The sequence below is a fragment of the Agrococcus sp. UYP10 genome (genome assembly GCF_040547205.1).
Lineage (GTDB): Bacteria > Actinomycetota > Actinomycetes > Actinomycetales > Microbacteriaceae > Agrococcus > Agrococcus jenensis.
On the sequence record NZ_JBEPPG010000001.1, the window covers coordinates 1,909,698 to 1,926,374 of the forward strand.

General features: G+C 75.1%; 12 protein-coding genes and 1 riboswitch. Of the genes, 10 read left to right on the forward strand and 2 right to left on the reverse strand.

Annotated features, from left to right (window positions below; all coding sequences use genetic code 11):
- Window positions 1-6: 6 nt before the first annotated feature.
- Window positions 7-2,997, reverse strand: a complete 2,991-nt coding sequence (locus tag ABIB37_RS09485) for an AAA family ATPase (protein WP_354259675.1) — start codon at window positions 2,995-2,997, stop codon at window positions 7-9.
- The gene (locus ABIB37_RS09490) at window positions 2,994-4,148 is read right to left on the reverse strand and encodes an exonuclease SbcCD subunit D (protein ID WP_354259677.1); all 1,155 of its coding nucleotides are present in this window, start codon (window positions 4,146-4,148) and stop codon (window positions 2,994-2,996) included. Before ABIB37_RS09490 ends, ABIB37_RS09485 begins: the two co-directional genes overlap by 4 nt.
- 100 nt (window positions 4,149-4,248) lie before the next feature.
- On the opposite strand from ABIB37_RS09490, the gene ABIB37_RS09495 reads away from it, so the two are divergent.
- The 10 genes from ABIB37_RS09495 (at window position 4,249) to ABIB37_RS09540 (ending at window position 16,676) form a co-directional block, all read left to right on the forward strand.
- Window positions 4,249-7,092 carry a Na+/H+ antiporter subunit A gene (locus ABIB37_RS09495; RefSeq protein ID WP_354259680.1) on the forward strand — a complete coding sequence of 948 codons (2,844 nt, stop codon included), beginning with the start codon at window positions 4,249-4,251 and terminating at the stop codon, window positions 7,090-7,092.
- A complete protein-coding gene (locus ABIB37_RS09500) occupies window positions 7,089-7,577 on the forward strand; it encodes a Na(+)/H(+) antiporter subunit C (RefSeq protein ID WP_354259683.1) in 489 nt (162 codons plus the stop codon). The genes ABIB37_RS09495 and ABIB37_RS09500 overlap by 4 nt, the downstream gene beginning before the upstream one ends.
- Complete coding sequence (locus ABIB37_RS09505; RefSeq protein ID WP_354259686.1) at window positions 7,577-9,085, forward strand: Na+/H+ antiporter subunit D; 1,509 nt, start codon at window positions 7,577-7,579, stop codon at window positions 9,083-9,085. The genes ABIB37_RS09500 and ABIB37_RS09505 overlap by 1 nt, the downstream gene beginning before the upstream one ends.
- Window positions 9,082-9,654, forward strand: a complete 573-nt coding sequence (locus ABIB37_RS09510) for a Na+/H+ antiporter subunit E (protein WP_354259688.1) — start codon at window positions 9,082-9,084, stop codon at window positions 9,652-9,654. Before ABIB37_RS09505 ends, ABIB37_RS09510 begins: the two co-directional genes overlap by 4 nt.
- A complete protein-coding gene (locus tag ABIB37_RS09515; RefSeq protein ID WP_354259691.1) occupies window positions 9,654-9,953 on the forward strand; it encodes an MrpF/PhaF family protein in 300 nt (99 codons plus the stop codon). Before ABIB37_RS09510 ends, ABIB37_RS09515 begins: the two co-directional genes overlap by 1 nt.
- Window positions 9,950-10,330 carry a monovalent cation/H(+) antiporter subunit G gene (gene mnhG / locus ABIB37_RS09520; protein WP_354259694.1) on the forward strand — a complete coding sequence of 127 codons (381 nt, stop codon included), beginning with the start codon at window positions 9,950-9,952 and terminating at the stop codon, window positions 10,328-10,330. Before ABIB37_RS09515 ends, mnhG begins: the two co-directional genes overlap by 4 nt.
- A 32-nt stretch (window positions 10,331-10,362) precedes the next feature.
- Window positions 10,363-10,449: riboswitch (glycine riboswitch) on the forward strand.
- 65 nt (window positions 10,450-10,514) lie between these two features.
- The gene (gcvT, locus tag ABIB37_RS09525) at window positions 10,515-11,660 is read left to right on the forward strand and encodes a glycine cleavage system aminomethyltransferase GcvT (RefSeq protein ID WP_354259697.1); all 1,146 of its coding nucleotides are present in this window, start codon (window positions 10,515-10,517) and stop codon (window positions 11,658-11,660) included.
- Window positions 11,657-12,016, forward strand: coding sequence for a glycine cleavage system protein GcvH (gene gcvH / locus ABIB37_RS09530; protein ID WP_123695845.1), 360 nt, complete (start codon window positions 11,657-11,659; stop codon window positions 12,014-12,016). Before gcvT ends, gcvH begins: the two co-directional genes overlap by 4 nt.
- Entirely contained in the window at window positions 12,016-14,874 is a 2,859-nt protein-coding gene (gene gcvP, locus ABIB37_RS09535) for an aminomethyl-transferring glycine dehydrogenase (protein ID WP_354259700.1), read from the forward strand. Before gcvH ends, gcvP begins: the two co-directional genes overlap by 1 nt.
- A complete protein-coding gene (locus ABIB37_RS09540; RefSeq protein ID WP_354259703.1) occupies window positions 14,874-16,676 on the forward strand; it encodes an ABC transporter substrate-binding protein in 1,803 nt (600 codons plus the stop codon). The genes gcvP and ABIB37_RS09540 overlap by 1 nt, the downstream gene beginning before the upstream one ends.
- The last annotated feature ends 1 nt before the right edge of the window (window position 16,677 follow it).

Below are 16,677 nucleotides of genomic sequence, written 5' to 3' on the forward strand. Positions count from 1 at the left end.
GGGAGCCTACCCAGCGGCCGGCAGGGCCTCCTGGGCGACCACGATGCGGCTGCCGCCGCCGGGCACCGGCACGACGCGGATGCGCGCGGGGATGCGCTCCTGCATCTGCTGCACGTGGCTGATGACGCCGACGCTCCTCCCGCCCGCGCGGAGGTCGTCGAGCACCGCCATGGCCTGCTCGAGCGTGTCGGCGTCGAGCGAGCCGAAGCCCTCGTCGACGAAGAGCGTCTCGAGCGAGACGCCGCCCGCCTCGGCCTGCACGACGTCGGCGAGGCCGAGCGCGAGGGCGAGCGACGCGAGGAACGTCTCGCCGCCCGAGAGCGACTCGGTCGTGCGCGCCTTCCCGGTGTGGGCGTCGAGCGCGAGCAGCCCGAGCCCGCTCGCCCTGCCGCGGTAGGCGGTCGACTCGTCGTGCAGCAGCGAGAAGCGCCCGCCCGTCATGCCGGCGAGCCGCAGGTTCGCGGCGTCGACGATCGCGGCGAGGCGCGTCGCGAGCACGTAGGTCTCGATGTCCTGCCTGCGGGGGTTCTCGCCCCGCAGCGCGCCCGCGAGCGCGCGGAGCGCCATCGCGTGCGCGGCGCCCTCGCCGAGCGCCGCGAGCGCGCCGCGCGCCGCCGACGCGTCGGCGAGCGCGAGCCTGCGGCGCTGATCGGCCTCCGCGTCGGCGCGCGCCGCCGCGCGCTGCGCTGCGGTCGCCTCGGCGAGCGCCGCCTCGAGCGGCTCGAGCTCCGGCGCCTCGTCGCCGAGGTCGGCGAGCTCCGGCTGCGCGAGCACCCCGCGGGCGCTCGCCGCCTGCGCGTCGTGGTCGCGGATGCGCGCACGCATCGCCGCGCGCTCGCTCGCCTCGAGGCGCGCCTCGACGGCCGCCTCGCGGGTCGCGAACCCGTGCGCGTCGAGCGCGGCGGCACCGGCGGCCGCAGCCTCCGCGTGCTCGGCGAGCGCCGCCCTGCGGCCGGCCTCCGCGTCGAGCCAGCGCTGCAGCGCGTCGCGCCGGGCGGTCGAGCTGGCGACGAGCGTCGCGGCGTCGTCGCCGCCGAGCGCCTCGTCGAGCCGCTCCCGGGCGTCGGCCTCCCGCGCCGCGACGGCCGCGGCGCGCTCGCGCGCCTGCGCGGCATCCGACTCGAGCGCGAGGATGCGCTCGTCGAGCGCCGCCGTCGCTGCATCGTGCGCCTCGAGCTCGCGCTGCAGCCGGGCGCGCTCGACCGCCGCGCTGCGGCAGCGCTCCCGCTCGGCGCGGGCGGCTTCGAGCGCGGCGGCGAGCGCCCGCTCGTCGTCGTCGCCCGCGACCGCCGCGCGAGCGGCGCGGCGCGCGTCGACCTCGGCGAGCGCCGCGTCGGCCTCGCGCGCGGCGGCGACCGCCGCCTCGGCGCGCTCCCATGCGGCCGCGACGGCCTCGGGCGTCGTGGCGTCGGGGGAGGGCTCGGCGGGCGCCGGATGCGTCGTCGAGCCGCACACGGGGCACGGCTCGTCGTCGGCCAGCCCGGCGGCGAGCTCTCCCGCGATGCCGGCGATGCGCGCCTCCTGCAGCGCGGCCGCGTGCGCGGTCTGGGTGCGCACGAGCTCGAGCGCCGTCGTCGCGCGCGTGCGCGCCGCGCCGACCTCGACGGCGAGCGACGCCACGTCGCGGGCCGCGGCGAGCCGGTCCTGCGCTGCGGTCACCGCGGCCTCGGCAGCGTCGGCCCCGGCGGCGGCCATGCTCGCCGCCTCGCGGGCGGCGACGAGCCGGTCGCGCTCGGCCGGGTGCAGCTCGCGCTCCGTGCGCGCCGCGCTGAGCGCCGCGCTCGCGGCCTCGGCGGCGGTCGCCGCGCGAGCGGTCGCCGCCGCGAGCCCTGGCATGGCGCGCTCGAGCTCCGCGGCGGCCTGGGCGACCGCGGCGTCGTCGCCGGCGGCGTCGTGCGCGACGACGACCGCGTCGCGCACCGCCTCGACGTCGTCGGGCAGCTCGGCCGCCGCGAGCTCGAGCGCGGCGTCGGCTCCCGCGACCCCGGCGTCGGCCCTGGCCCACCGGTCGAGCGCGCCCCGGGCCTCCGCCGCGCGCTCCGCCTCGTCGAGCCGCGCGCGCGCCGCGTCCACCTCGTCGCCGATGAGCGCGAGGGCCTCGAGCGCGTCGCGGGCGGCGTCGCGCCGCCGCAGCAGCGCGAGCCGCTCGCGCGCCGCGTCGCGCGCGTGGCGCGCCTGCCGCTCCGCGTCGCCGGCCTCCGCGGCGAGCGCGGCCGCACGCTCGCTCGACTCGGCGAGCGCGGCCTCGAGCGCGTCGAGCTCCTCGACGGTCACGGCGCCGTCGTCGGGACTGTCGTCCGCGTCGTCGTCGGCTTCGTCGCCCGCTGCGAGCGCGGCGACCGCCTCGCGCACCCGGCGGCCGCGATCGGCGAGCACGGCCTCCTGCGCCTCGCGCTCGGCGGCGAGCGCCTTGCGGTCGGCCTCGAGCAGGTCGCGCAGCCCGCCGAGGTCGCCGGTGCCGAAGAGCCGCAGCAGCAGCGCCTTCCGCTCGTCGCTCGTCGCGCGCAGGAACTCGGCGAAGCCGCCCTGCGCGAGCAGGATCACCTGCAGGAACTCCTGCTTCGTGAGGCCGACGAGCCGCCCGACCTCGTGCCCGACCTCCTTCGTCGTGGTGGCGATCGCCTCCCAGCCGTCTGCCGTCCGCTCGAGGAGCGTCGCGCGCGCGGGCTCGCGGGTCATGCCCGTGCCACGCGCCTTCGGCCGTTCGTACTCCGGCGAGCGCAGCACCCGCAGCACCCGTTCGCCGAGCTGCACGTCGAGCTCGACGACGGTCGGCGACCCGGGCCCCGCGAGGTCGCTCCGCAGGTGCGCGCGCTCGTCGTAGCGCGGCGCCGACCCGTAGAGCGCGAAGCTGATGGCGTCGAGCACGGTCGACTTGCCGGCGCCCGTGGGACCCGCGATGAGGTAGACGCCGTCGCCCTGGAACGAGGCGAAGTCCACCTCGAACCGGTCGCGGAACGGCCCGAACGCCTCGAGCGCGAGCCGCAGGATCCTCACCTGGCGGCCTCGGCGGCCGCGACGCGCGCGAGCCCGTCGGCGACGAGCGCGCGCTCGGCGTCGCTCGCACCCTCGCCGCGCACGTGCTCGAGGAACCCCTCGACCACCTCCGCGTCGCTGCGCCGCTGCAGGCGCTCCCGCACGCCGGCGGCATCCGCACCGCCGGCGGCGCCCGCCCAGTCGACCTGCGCGCAGTGCGGCCAACGCCGCTGCAGCCGGCGCATCGCATCGAGCGGCATCGCGGCATCGGTGAGCACGGCGCGCACCCAGTGGTCCTCGGTGCCGTCGTGCGCGGGGTCGGCGAGCAGCGACTCGAGCTCACCGCGCACCTGCGTGAGCGGCCGCGGCACCGGCAGGCCGATCCACGAGACGCCGTCGAGGCCGTCCGCCCCGAGCTCGACGAGCCATCCGCCGCGCTCGGGGGAGCGCTCGCGGAAGGAGTAGTGCAGCGGCGCGCCCGAGTAGCGCACCGCCTCCGAGAGCACTTGGCGCGAGTGGATGTGGCCGAGCGCCGCGTAGTCGACGCCGTCGAACGTCGCGATCGGCACGACGTCGAGGCCGCCGGCGCGGATCTCGCGAGGCGCGTCGTCGTCGTCGGCCGCGACGCCGGCCGCGAAGCAGTGCGCGAGCACGACGGCGCGGGCCGGCCGCGCGGCGAGGTCGGCGCGGATCGCGTCCATCGCCCAGCGCATCGCGTCGGCCTGCGTGCGGATGCCCGACTCCGGCAGCGCGGCGCGCAGCACGACCGGCTCGAGGTACGGCACGGCGAAGACGTGCACCGGTCCGTGCTCGTCGGCGAGCTCGATGCGCCACGAGCCGGGGTCGAGCGCGGCGGTGCTGAGGTGCAGCCCGCCGGCGCGCGCGAAGCCGGCGTTCGCACCGAGCCGGGCGGGGGAGTCGTGGTTGCCGCTCGACAGCACGACCTGCGCGCCCGCGTCGCGGATCGACTGCAGCGCGCTCGTGAGCGCCTCGACGTGCCGGCCGGCGGGCATCGCCGAGTCGTAGATGTCGCCTGCGACGAGCACGACGTCGATGCGCTCTCGGCGAACGGTCGCGGCGAGCTCCTCGAGCACGGCCCGGAGCGCGTCGACGGTGTCCGCACCGTGGAACGTGCGCCCGACGTGCCAGTCGGAGGTGTGGAGCAGCCGCATGCCACCACGGTAGGGCCGGGCGCCGACGTCGTCCTGGCGCGGCGCGCGCCGGTAGACTGGCAGAAGCCCCTTGCCCGCGCTCGAGTAAGGACTGCACCACGTGCTGCTCACTGTGACGATCCTCGCCGTCCTCGGCGTCGTCTCGAGCGCCCTGAGCAGTCGCATGGGCCGGTTCGTCTTCCTGCTGCCGGCAGCGGCGAGCCTCGCGGCCGCGGTCTGGTTCGGCATCCAGGGCCCTGCGGTCTCGGCCGGCGCCGTGCTCCAGGAGCGCGTCGAGTGGATGCCGGCGCTCGGTATCGCGATCGACCTCCGGCTCGGCGCGCTGCAGTGGCTGCTCGCGATGGTCGTGCTCTCGGTCGGCGGCCTCATCTTCGTCTACTGCGCGTGGTACTTCGACTCGCGCAAGCTCGCGCCGCGCACGGTGGGGCTCCTGACCGGCTTCGCCGCGTCGATGCTGCTGCTCGTGCTCTCCGACGACCTCATCGTGCTCACGGTCGGGTGGGAGCTCACGACCGTCTTCTCCTACCTGCTCGTCGGCCTCAACCACCGCTCGTCGAGCAACCGCCGCGCGGCGCAGACGGCGCTCATCGTCACGACCGTCGGCGGGCTCGCGATGCTGACCGGCATCATGCTGCTCGAGTCGCAGACGGGCACGTTCTCGCTCGCCGCGACGCTCGCCGACCCGCCGCGCACGGCCACGGCCGCGTGGGCAGCGGCGCTCATGGTCGTCGGCGCGCTGTCGAAGTCGGCGATCGTGCCCTTCCAGTACTGGCTGCCCGGCGCGATGGCGGCGCCGACGCCCGTCTCGGCGTTCCTGCACGCCGCCGCGATGGTGAAGGCCGGCATCTTCCTCATCGCCGCGCTCGAGCCGGCGTTCGTCGAGCTGCCGTGGTGGCGCTGGGGCCTCGTGAGCCTCGGCATCGTGACGATGCTGCTCGGCGCCGTGCGCGCGATGCGGCAGCTCGACATCAAGGTGCTGCTCGCGCACGGCACGGTGAGCCAGCTCGGCCTGCTCGTCACCGTGCTCGGCATCGGCACGCACTCGGCGATGCAGGCGGGGCTCACGCTGCTCGCCGCGCACGCCGTCTTCAAGGCGGCCCTGTTCATGGTGGTCGGCGCCGTCGACCGCGCGACGGGCACGCGCGACCTGCGCGAGCTCGGCGGGCTCGCGCGCCGGATGCCGCTCGCCGCCGGCGCCGCGATCATCGCCGCCGCGTCGATGGCCGGCATCCCGCCCGCGATCGGCTTCCTCGGCAAGGAGGCGGCGCTCGACGCGGCGATCGCCGACAGCGGCGAGCTCGCCGCGCTCGGCTGGGTCGCCTTCGTCGGCATCGCGGTGGGCGCGGCGCTCACGGTCGCGTACTCGCTGCGCTTCGTGGTCGGCACGTTCTTCGGCGAGCTCGTCACCGAGCCGAAGCGGCGCTCGCCATGGCTCGTCGTCGCGCCCGTCGTGCTCGCGCTCGCCGGGATCGTGCTCGGCTTCGCCGGCGACCCGATCTCCGACCTGCTCCACCCGCACGTCGAGCTCGTCCCCGCCGGTGAGGACGCCCCGCACCTCGCGCTCTGGCACGGCGTCACGATCCCGCTCATCGCCTCGATGCTCGCCTGGCTCGCGGGCACCGCTGGGTTCCTCGCGCTCGGCCGCCGTCGCCGCCCGCCGCACGGCGCCGACCCGTTCGAGCGCGGTTACCACGCGAGCATGCGCGGGCTCGACCGCCTCGCGGTCGAGGTCACGAGCCGCATCCAGACCGGTTCGCTGCCGCTCCACGTCGCCACGATCATGCTCGCCGTCGTCGCCCTCCCGGGCTCCGCGCTCCTCCTGCAGGTCGGCCTCGGCGACGACATCCGGCTGTACGACTCCGTCGGCCAGATCGGCGCCGCGGGCATCATCATCGTCGCCGCCGTGCTCGCGACCACGACGCGCGGGCGCCTCAAGGCGTTCATGCTCGTCTCGGTCGTCGGCTACGGCGTCGCGCTGCTGTTCCTGCTGCACGGCGCCCCCGACCTCGCGCTCACGCAGGTGCTCGCCGAGACCGTCTTCCTCGTCATCCTCGTGCTCGTGCTGCGCCGCCTGCCGAAGTACTTCACGAACCGGCCGCTGCGCGCGGCGCGGTGGCTGCGCGCGCTCCTCGGCGCGATGGTCGGCACGATAGCGGCGGCGGCGTCGATCGTCGCGCTGCAGTCGCGCACGGCGCAGCCGATCTCGGAGGCGTTCTACGAGTACGCCTACACGTTCGGCTTCGGCGAGAACATCGTCAACGTCACGCTCGTCGACATCCGCGTGTGGGACACCCTCGGCGAGGTCTCCGTCGTGCTCGCCGCGGCGACCGGCGTCGCGAGCCTCATCTTCGTCCGCCGCCCGGTCGCGGGCAGCGGCGTGCTCCGCCCCACGCCAGGAGGACCGGGCCGCCGCACCTGGCTGCGCGGGGCGTTCGCCGATGCGGAGCTCGCGTCGCCCGTCCTCGAGATGATGACGCGCCTCCTCTTCCCCGTGATGATGGTCGCCTCCGTCTACTTCCTCGCGGTCGGCCACAACCTGCCCGGCGGCGGCTTCATCGGCGGGCTCGTCGCGGGCGTCGCCCTCGCCGTGCGCTACCTGGCTGGAGGACGCGACGAGCTGCTCGAGGCGGTGCCGTTCGACGCCGGCAAGCTGCTCGGCGCCGGCATGGCGCTCGCGGTCCTGAGCGTCGTCTGGCCGGTGCTCATCGGCGGCCGCATCGGGCAGTCCTACGCCCTCGAAGCCGTGCTGCCGCTCATCGGCGAGGTCAAGCTCGTCACGACCCTGTTCTTCGACGTAGGAGTCTGGCTCATCATCATCGGCGCGATGCTCGACTTCGTCCGCTCGCTCGGCGCGGGCATCGACCTCCACGGCGAGCAGGACGTCGCGCCCCGGCCCGAGTACGGGTCCGACCGGTCGCTCCCCGGCCGCGAGGTGCAGGCATGACGCCCTCGCTCGTGCTCGCGGTCGCGGGCGGCGTGCTCATCGCCGCGGGCGTCTACCTGCTGCTCGAGCGCAGCCTCATGCGCATCCTCGCCGGCGTGATGCTCGCGGGCAACGGCATCAACCTGCTGTTCCTCGTCGCGTCCGGCCCCGCTGGCCTCGCCCCGATCGTGGGGGAGCCGGAGGCGCAGATCGCCGATCCGCTGCCGCAGGCGCTCGTGCTCACCGCGATCGTGATCTCGCTCGCGACCGGCGCGCTGCTGCTCGCGATGTCGTACCGCTCGTTCCAGCTCCAGGGCCACGACGAGGTCGCCGACGACGTCGAGGACACCATCGTCCGCCGTCGCGCGCAGGCCGACCTCTCGAGCGAGGCCTACGTCGAGCCCGACTCGAGCACCGCGACCGACACGGAGTCGGGCGGCAGGCTCGTCCGCGACGACGACGACGTCGTCCCGGCCGGCAACGACGCTGCCGAGCCGGAGCGCTGATGGACCTCGCGAACCTCGTCCCCGTCCCGGTCCTGCTCCCGCTGCTCGCGGCCGGCATCACGCTCGCGCTCGCGCGCCACCCGGCCTGGCAGCGCGTCGTCTCCGCGTCGACGCTCGCCATCAACGCCGTGCTCGCGCTCGTGCTGTGCCTCGCGGCCGACGCGCTCGGCCCCATCGTGCTGTGGGTCGGCGCGTGGCCCGACGGCACCGGCATCGTGCTCGTCGCCGACCGGCTGTCCGCGCTCATGGTGCTCGTGTCGAGCGTCGTCACCGCGCTCGTCGTCATCTTCCCCTCGCGCCGCGACATCGCCGACGGCGCCGACGGCGCGCCGGTGTCGGTCTTCCACCCGACGTTCCTGGTGCTGACGGCCGGCGTCTCCAACGCCTTCCTCGCCGGCGACCTCTTCAACCTCTTCGTCGGCTTCGAGACGCTCCTGTTCGCGTCGTACGTGCTCATCATGCTCGGCGCGACGAAGGAGCGGGTGCGCGCCGGGTCGACCTACGTGGTCGTGAGCGTCGTCTCCTCGACGCTCTTCCTGCTCACCATCTCGATCGTCTACGGCGCGACCGGCACCGTGAGCTTCGCCCAGCTGCCCGAGCGGCTCGCGGCGCTCGACCCGGGGCTCCAGCTCGTCATCCAGCTGCTGCTGCTCGTGGTGTTCGGCATCAAGGCGGCGGTCTTCCCGCTCCAGGCCTGGCTGCCCGACTCCTACCCGACGGCGCCCGCGAGCGTCACGGCGGTCTTCGCCGGCCTGCTCACGAAGGTCGGCGTGTTCGCGATCATCCGCGTGCAGACGCTGCTCTTCCCCGAGAGCCCGCTCACCGACCTGCTGCTCGTCGCGGCCATCCTGACGATGCTGCTCGGCATCCTCGGCGCGCTGGCCCAGGGCGAGATCAAGCGACTGCTCTCGTTCACGCTCGTGAGCCACATCGGCTACATGCTGCTCGGCGTCGCGCTCGGCACCGCCGCGGGCCTCTCCGGCGCGATCTTCTACATCGTCCACCACATCCTCGTGCAGACGGCGCTCTTCATCGTCGTCGGGCTAATCGAGCGGGTCGGGGGCTCCACGAGCCTCGCGCGCCTGGGCGGGCTCGCGTCGGTGCCGCTGCTCGCGGTGCTCTACCTCGTGCCGGCGCTCAACCTGGGCGGCATCCCACCGTTCTCGGGCTTCCTCGGCAAGGTCGCGCTCATCGACGGCGCGCTCGAGACCGGGTCGCCGCTCGCGATGGTCGCCGTCGTCGCGGGCGTCGCGACGAGCCTGCTCACGCTCATCGCCGTCATCCGCGTGTGGCAGCGGGCGTTCTGGCAGGACCAGGCGCCCGACAACGAGCGGGTGCTCTCGGTCCGGGTGCTGCCGCGCATCTGGATCCTGGCCGCCTCCGCGCTCGTGGCCGTCACGGTCGCCCTCACGGTGCTCGCCGGACCGCTGACCGCCTACGCGGAGCGCGCGGCGGCCGACATCCGCGCCGGCGCCTACCAGGCAGCGGTCGAGGAGGCGCAGCCGTGAAGCGACCCGCCCTCCGCTACCGCGCCTCGATCGTCGCCACCGTCGGCCTCGCCATCGTCTGGATGATGCTGTGGGGCGAGCTGACGCTCGGCGCCGCCGTCTTCGGCGTGCTCGTGGCGCTCCTCATCCAGATCGTGTTCCCGCTGCCCGACGTGCCGGAGCTCGAGTCGTTCCGGCCGATCGGGTTCGCGCGGCTCGTGCTCGTCACGCTCGGCGGCCTCGTCGTCTCGAGCTTCCAGGTCGCGGCGAAGGTGCTGGCGTTCTGGCGGCCGACGCGCAACGCCATCATCCGCGTGCCGCTGCGCAGCCAGTCGCCCTTCATCACCGTGATCACGGCGGAGCTCGCCTCGCTCGTACCGGGCTCGGTCGCGGTCGACGCCGACGCGGGGTGGGTCCTCCTGCACGTGTTCGACGCCTCGACGCCAGCCGCGATCGAGCACGCCCGCGCCAAGGTGCGCTCGACCGAGGCGACCGTGCTGCGCGCGTTCGGCACCGCCGAGGACCGCGCACTGCTGCGCCTGCCCGCTCCGGGGACCGAGCCAGCCACAGACACGAAGGAGGAGCGCTGATGCAGCTCGTGCTCATCGCCGCGGGCGTCATGCTCGCGGCCGCCGCCGCGCTCACGCTCGTGCGGATCGTCCGCGGCCCGGCGCCGAGCGACCGCGTCGTCGCGACCGACGTGCTCATCGCGATCGTCGCGGGCTCGCTCGCGGTCGAGGCGGCGATCAACCACCACAGCTACACGATCCCCGTCATCCTCGTGCTCTCGCTGCTGGCCTTCGCCGCGACCGTCTCGATGGCGCGCTTCATCGCCGGCAGGCAGGGCGTCGTGGGCTCCGGCCCCGAGCGCCGGGGGCGCGGCGCATGACGGTCGAGGGCGTGCTCGACGTCGTGGGCGCCGTGCTGATCCTGCTCGGCGCGGCGCTCAGCCTCACGGCCGCGATCGGCCTGCTGCGGCTGCCGGACGTGCTCAACCGGATGCACGCGGCGTCGAAGCCGCAGACGCTCGGCTTCCTGCTGCTGTGCGTCGGGCTCGCGCTCGTGCTGCGCGACGGCGCGGCGACGGCGATGCTCGTGCTCGCCGCGGGGCTCCAGCTCGTCACCGCGCCGGTCGCGACGCAGATGATGGCGAAGGCCGCGCACCGCACCGGCCAGTACCGCGCCGACCTCGTGGTCGACGACCGCGATCGCGACGAGCCGGCCGACGCCAGCGAACCGGCTGACGGCGACGAGCAGACCCGATAGGATCGCGAGCAGACACGCACAGCCGGCCGCTGCACGCCCGCGCGGGAGAGCCCCTCAGGGGGCACCGAAGGAGCAAGCCTCCCCGCCAAACTCTCAGGTCCTCGAACCGCGCGGGAAGGCCACTCTGGAGCAGACCGTCGACGGTCAGCGACAGAGGGGGAGTCCAGACCACGCAGGAGGACTCATGACCGCGACCGGCACACCCCCATCCGAGGCGGCGGGGCGCACCCCGCTGCTCGCCGTGCACGAGGCTGCCGGGGCGCAGCTCATCGACTTCGCCGGCTGGGCGATGCCCGTGCGCTACGGGTCCGACCTCGCCGAGCACCAGGCAGTGCGCGAGCGCGCGGGGCTCTTCGACCTCAGCCACATGGCCGAGATCCGCGTGCGGGGGGCAGAGGCCGCCGCGTTCCTCGACCACGCGCTCGCCGGCCGGCTGTCGGCGATCGAGCTGTGGCAGGCGAAGTACTCGCTGCTGCTCGCCGAGCAGGGCGGCATCGTCGACGACGTGATCGTCTACCGCACGGCTGGGACAGGCACCGGCGCGAGCGAGTTCCTCGTGGTCGCGAACGCGTCGAACCGCACCGCGGTGCTCGACGCCCTCGCGGCGCGCGTCGCCGGCTTCGACGCGACGATCGCCGACGAGACCGACGACACGGCGCTCGTCGCCGTGCAGGGACCCGCGGCCGCGGCCATCGTCGGCGCGATCGGGCTCGAGTCCGAGCCGATCGAGCAGCTGCGCTACTACCGCAGCCTGCCGGCGGTCTTCGAGGGCGAGGACGTGCTGCTCGCCCGCACCGGCTACACCGGCGAGGACGGCTTCGAGCTGTACATCGCCGCGCACGCGGCCGAGGACCTCTGGCGCGCGCTCGTGCTCGCCGGGGAGGCGCACGGGCTCGCGCTGTGCGGGCTCGCCGCGCGCGACACGCTCCGGCTCGAGGCGGGCATGCCGCTCTACGGCCACGAGCTCTCGCTCGACACGCTGCCGGCGCAGGTCGGGCTCGGCCGCGTCGTCGCGCTCAAGACGAAGGGCGACTTCGTCGGCCGCAGCGCCGTCGAGGCGGGTCCCGCGGCGGACGCCCCGGTGCTCGTCGGGCTCACCGCCGAGGGCCGCCGCGCCCCGCGGGCCGGCTACCCGGTGCTCGACGGCGATCGCGTCGTCGGCACCGTGACGAGCGGCGCGCTGTCGCCCACCCTCGGCCACCCGATCGCGATGGCCCTCGTCGAGCCCGGCTCGGCGACCTCCGACTCCCTGTCCGTCGACGTGCGCGGCACCCGGCTCCCCGCCGCCGCCACTGACCTGCCGTTCTACACCCGAGAGGCCCGATCATGAGCGAGACCCAGTACACCCCGGACCACGAGTGGGTCCGCACCGACGGCGACGTCGCGACGATCGGCATCACCGAGTTCGCGCAGGCGGCGCTCGGCGACGTGGTCTTCGTCGACCTCCCGGGCGTCGGCCGCAGCTTCGCGAGCGGCGAGGCGATCGGCGAGATCGAGTCGACGAAGTCGGTCGGCGAGCTCATCGCACCCGCCGCGGGCGAGGTCGTCGAGGTCAACGACGAGGTCGCGGGCGACCCGACGCTCGTCAACTCCGCCGCCGAGGGCGACGGCTGGCTCGTCAAGGTGCGCTTCAGCGAGCAGCCCGCGCTGCTCGACGAGGCCGCCTACCGCGAGCTCACCGACTGATGCGCCCGTTCGTCGAGCGCCACATCGGCACCGATGCGGCCGACCAGCAGCGCATGCTCGAGGTGGTCGGCTTCGACTCGCTCGCCTCGCTCATGGACGCGGCCGTGCCCGCCGGCATCCGCTCCGAGGGCACCGGCATCGGCGAGGCCGCCTCAGAGACGGCGGCGCTCGCCGAGCTCCGCACGATCGCCAGCCGCAACCGCGTGCGCCGCAGCGCCATCGGGCTCGGCTACCACGGCACCATCACGCCGCCGCCGATCAAGCGCCTCATCCTCGAGAATCCGTCCTGGTACACGGCCTACACGCCGTACCAGCCGGAGATCAGCCAGGGCCGCCTCGAGGCGCTCCTCAACTTCCAGACGATGGTCGCCGACCTCGCGGGCCTCGACATCGCGAACGCGTCGATGCTCGACGAGGGCACCGCGGTCGTCGAGGCGATGCTGCTCGCGCGCCGCGCCTCGAAGTCGTCGTCGTCGGTCCTCGTCGTCGACGCCGACCTGCTGCCGCAGTCGAAGGCGCTGCTGCGCCACCGCGCGCACGCGACCGGCATCGAGCTCGTCGAGCTGCCGCTCGCCGAGACCGACCCCGCCGACCTGCCCGAGTCGTTCGGCGTCATCGCCCAGCTGCCGGGCGCCTCCGGGCACGTCTGGGACGCGAGCGGCATCTTCGCCGCCTCGACGCGGATGGGCGGCGTGCCCGTCGCCGCCGCCGACCTGCTCTCGCTCGCGCTCATCGAGGCGCCCGGCCACCAGGGCGCGCGCATCGCGGTCGGCTCGTCGCAGCGCTTCGGCGTGCCGATGGGCTTCGGCGGCCCGCACGCGGGCTTCATGGCCGTCGCCGACTCGCTCACCCGGCAGCTGCCGGGGCGCCTCGTCGGCGTCTCGGTCGACGCCGACGGCTACCCGGCCTACCGGCTCACGCTGCAGACGCGCGAGCAGCACATCCGCCGCGAGAAGGCGACGAGCAACATCTGCACCGCGCAGGTGCTGCTCGCCGTGATGGCCTCGATGTACGGCGTCTACCACGGCGCCGACGGCATCCGCGCGATCGCCGAGGGCGTCCACGGCGTCGCGACCCGCTTCGCGCAGGCGGCGCGCGGTGCGGGCGTCGAGGTCGTGCACGACGCCTTCTTCGACACCGTGCGGATCCGCGTGGCCGGCCGGGCGGCGCAGCTGCAGACGACCGCGGGCGACGCGGGCATCCTCGTGCACCGCATCGACGACGACACGCTCCACGTGAGCTTCGACGAGACCTGGATCGACGACCCGGGCGCCTTCCGGCTGCTCACCGAGGCGCTCGAGGTCTCCGAGGCGCCCGCGACCGAGGTCGGCGACGCCGCGATCGCTCGCGCGATCCCCGCGTCGCTCGTGCGCGAGACCCCGTTCATGGAGCACGAGGTGTTCCGCACCCACCGCTCCGAGACGCAGCTCATGCGCTACGCGAAGCGGCTCTCCGACCGCGACTACGCGCTCGACCGCGGCATGATCCCGCTCGGGTCGTGCACGATGAAGCTCAACGCCGCGGCCGAGATGGAGGCCATCACCTGGCCCGAGTTCTCGCAGCTGCACCCGTACGGGCCGATCGAGGACGCCGAGGGCTCGCTCGCGCTCATCGACGAGCTGGCGGACTGGCTCGCGTCGATCACCGGCTACGACACCGTCTCGCTGCAGCCGAACGCGGGCGCGCAGGGCGAGCTCGCCGGCCTGCTGGCGATCCGCGGCTACCACCGCTCGCGCGGCGACGACCACCGCGACGTCGTGCTCATCCCCGCCTCGGCGCACGGCACGAACGCGGCCTCGGCCGTGCTCGCCGGCTGCCGGGTCGTGGTGGTCGCGACGCGCGGCAACGGCGACGTCGACGTGGCCGACCTCGAGGCGAAGATCGGCACGCACGCGGGCGACCTCGCGGCGCTCATGATCACCTACCCGTCGACGCACGGCGTCTACGAGTCGGAGATCCGGCGCATCACCGACCTCGTCCACGAGGCGGGCGGCCAGGTCTACATCGACGGCGCCAACCTCAACGCCCTGCTCGGGCACGCGACGTTCGGCGACATGGGCGGCGACGTCTCGCACCTCAACCTGCACAAGACGTTCTGCATCCCGCACGGCGGCGGCGGCCCGGGCGTCGGCCCGGTCGCGGCGAAGGCGCACCTCGCGCCGTTCCTGCCGCGCGACCCGCGCGAGGCGGCGGCGCCGGTCGACGGCCTGCTCGTGGGCGAGAACCCGATCTCGGCCGCGCCGTGGGGCTCCGCGTCGATCCTGCCGATCTCGTGGGCGTACGTGCGCATGATGGGGCTCGACGGGCTCACGAAGGCGACGGCGAGCGCGGTGCTCGCGGCCAACTACGTCGCCGCGCGGCTGCGCGAGCACTTCCCGGTGCTCTACACCGGCGAGCATGGGCTGGTCGCGCACGAGGCGATCCTCGACCTGCGCCCGCTCAAGGAGGCGACCGGCGTCTCGAACGACGACGTCGCGAAGCGCCTCGTCGACTACGGCTTCCACGCGCCGACGATGTCGTTCCCGGTGGCGGGCACGCTCATGGTCGAGCCGACCGAATCGGAGGACCTCGCCGAGATCGACCGCTTCATCGACGCGATGATCGCGATCAAGGCGGAGGCCGACGCCGTCGGCCGCGGGGAGGTGCCGCTCGCCGAGAGCGCGCTGCGCCGCGCGCCCCACACCGCGGGCTCGATCGTGCACGGCGAGTGGGATCGCCCCTACTCGCGCGAGCACGCCGTGTTCCCGGTGGCCGGCGTCGAGCACGCCAAGTACTGGCCGCCGGTCGCGCGCATCGACCAGGCGTACGGCGATCGCAACATCGTCTGCAGCTGCCCGCCGGTGGAGGCCTTCGCCTGATGCCGACGCCCGCACGCGGCGCGATCCGTCGCGCCTCCGCCGCGCTCGCCGCCGCGGCGGTCGTGGCGACCGCGCTCACCGCGTGCGGGCCGCAGGTCGAGCCGCGCGTGCAGGCGGGCTCGAGCGTCGAGGTCGCCTGGTCGGGCGAGCTCACGTCGACGAACGCGGCGTCGACGCTCGGCCGCACCCCCGGCAACCTCGACGTCGCTGCCATGACGCGGGCGGCGTTCGCGACGGTCGACGCCGACGGGGAGGTCCGCGAGGACCCGTCCTTCGGCACCGCGACCGCCGTCGCCGACAGCCCGTTCACCGTGCGCTACGACCTCGCCGAGGGCATCCGCTGGTCGGACGGCGCACCGATCGACGCGGCCGACCTCATGCTCGCCTGGCTCGCCGCGTCGAACGCGCTCTCGACGCCCGACCTCGACCCCGAGGCCCTGCGGGGCGCCGACGGCGCGATCGCGCTGCCGGAGGCCGCCGTGTGGTTCGACGCCGCCGAGCCGGGCGGGCTCGTGCACGCCACCGAGGTGCCGGTGCGCGACGACTGGGCCAGGTCGATCGACGTGCGCTTCTCGCAGCCGGTGCCCGACTGGCGCACCGCGCTCGACGTCGCCGTGCCGGCGCACGTGCTGGGGGAGCGCGTGTTCGGCGTCAGCGACCCGATGGAGGCGAAGCAGCGCGTGCTCGACGCGATCGACCGCGCCGACCCGCTCGTGCTGTCGACCCTCGCGGCGGCCTGGAGCAGCGAGCTGACCGTCGACGCAGCGACGCTGCCGGACGGCGCGGCGGGCGCCGCGGGCATCTCGAGCGGCCCGTACCGCCTCGAATCGGTGCGCGACGGGCGCGTCGAGCTCATCGCGAACGGCGAGTACGTCGGCGCGCAGCTGCCGCAGGTCGAGCGCATCGCGCTCGCCGCGACGGCCGACGACGCGGCGGCGCTCGCGGGGCTCACCGCCGGCGAGCTCGACGTCGCCACGATCCGGCCGACGGACGCCGACCGCGACGCCATCCGCGACCTCGACCGCGAGGACGCGACGCTCCTGACCGCGGGCGACGGCACCCGCTGGGAGCTCCTGCTGCGCGCCGACCGCACCCCGCTCCAGCCGGCCGACGCCCGCCGCTCGTTCCTGCACGCGATCGACCGGCGGGGCGTCGCCGAGGCGGCGCTCGGGGAGGCGGCCGCCGAGGCGACGGGCGTCGATTCGGTGCTGTTCCGCCCCGGCACCCGCATCTACGACTACGCGCTCGAGGACGCCGGCTTCCCGCAGGCGTTCGGCGGCGCCGACGAGGAGCGCGCGGTCGCGGAGCGCGACGCGGTGGGCGTCCCCGCCGGCACCGAGCTGTGCGTGCGGTACGACCGGGCGGATGCGTTCGCCGCCGCCGCGCTGCCGGCGATCGCCGCGCAGGCCGCGACCGCGGGCTGGGCCGTGCGCGACTGCGGCGTCGACGACCTCGCCGCGGGCCTCGCGCAGGACGACTGGCACGCGGTGCTGCGGCTCGCGCCCGCGCCCGCGGACGCGGCAGCCGTCGTCGAGCGCTGGCGCGACGGCGGGCTCGCCGCGAGCACCGACCCGGCGCGCGAGGCGCTGCTCGACGAGGCGCTCATGACCGCAGACCAGGACGCGCTCGAGCAGACGCTGCTCGAGCTCGAGGCGTCGCTCGTCGGCGCGGCGGTCGTGCTGCCGCTCGTCGAGCCCGCGCAGCTGACGATCAGCGCCCCGGGCGTCCAGGGCATCGCCCCGCGGCCCGGCGCGGCATCCCTCACCTGGAACGCGTGGGAGTGGGGCGTCGAGCAGCCCTGAG

Excerpts from the sequence above, each read along its gene's own strand:
- ABIB37_RS09540 (WP_354259703.1), top strand. The coding sequence starts at position 14,874 with ATGCCGACGCCCGCACGCGGCGCGATCCGTCGCGCCTCCGCCGCGCTC.
- ABIB37_RS09505 (WP_354259686.1), top strand. The coding sequence starts at position 7,577 with ATGGACCTCGCGAACCTCGTCCCCGTCCCGGTCCTGCTCCCGCTGCTC.
- gcvT (WP_354259697.1), top strand. The coding sequence starts at position 10,515 with ATGACCGCGACCGGCACACCCCCATCCGAGGCGGCGGGGCGCACCCCG.
- ABIB37_RS09490 (WP_354259677.1), bottom strand. The coding sequence starts at position 4,148 with ATGCGGCTGCTCCACACCTCCGACTGGCACGTCGGGCGCACGTTCCAC.
- gcvP (WP_354259700.1), top strand. The coding sequence starts at position 12,016 with ATGCGCCCGTTCGTCGAGCGCCACATCGGCACCGATGCGGCCGACCAG.
- ABIB37_RS09515 (WP_354259691.1), top strand. The coding sequence starts at position 9,654 with ATGCAGCTCGTGCTCATCGCCGCGGGCGTCATGCTCGCGGCCGCCGCC.
- mnhG (WP_354259694.1), top strand. The coding sequence starts at position 9,950 with ATGACGGTCGAGGGCGTGCTCGACGTCGTGGGCGCCGTGCTGATCCTG.
- gcvH (WP_123695845.1), top strand. The coding sequence starts at position 11,657 with ATGAGCGAGACCCAGTACACCCCGGACCACGAGTGGGTCCGCACCGAC.
- ABIB37_RS09500 (WP_354259683.1), top strand. The coding sequence starts at position 7,089 with ATGACGCCCTCGCTCGTGCTCGCGGTCGCGGGCGGCGTGCTCATCGCC.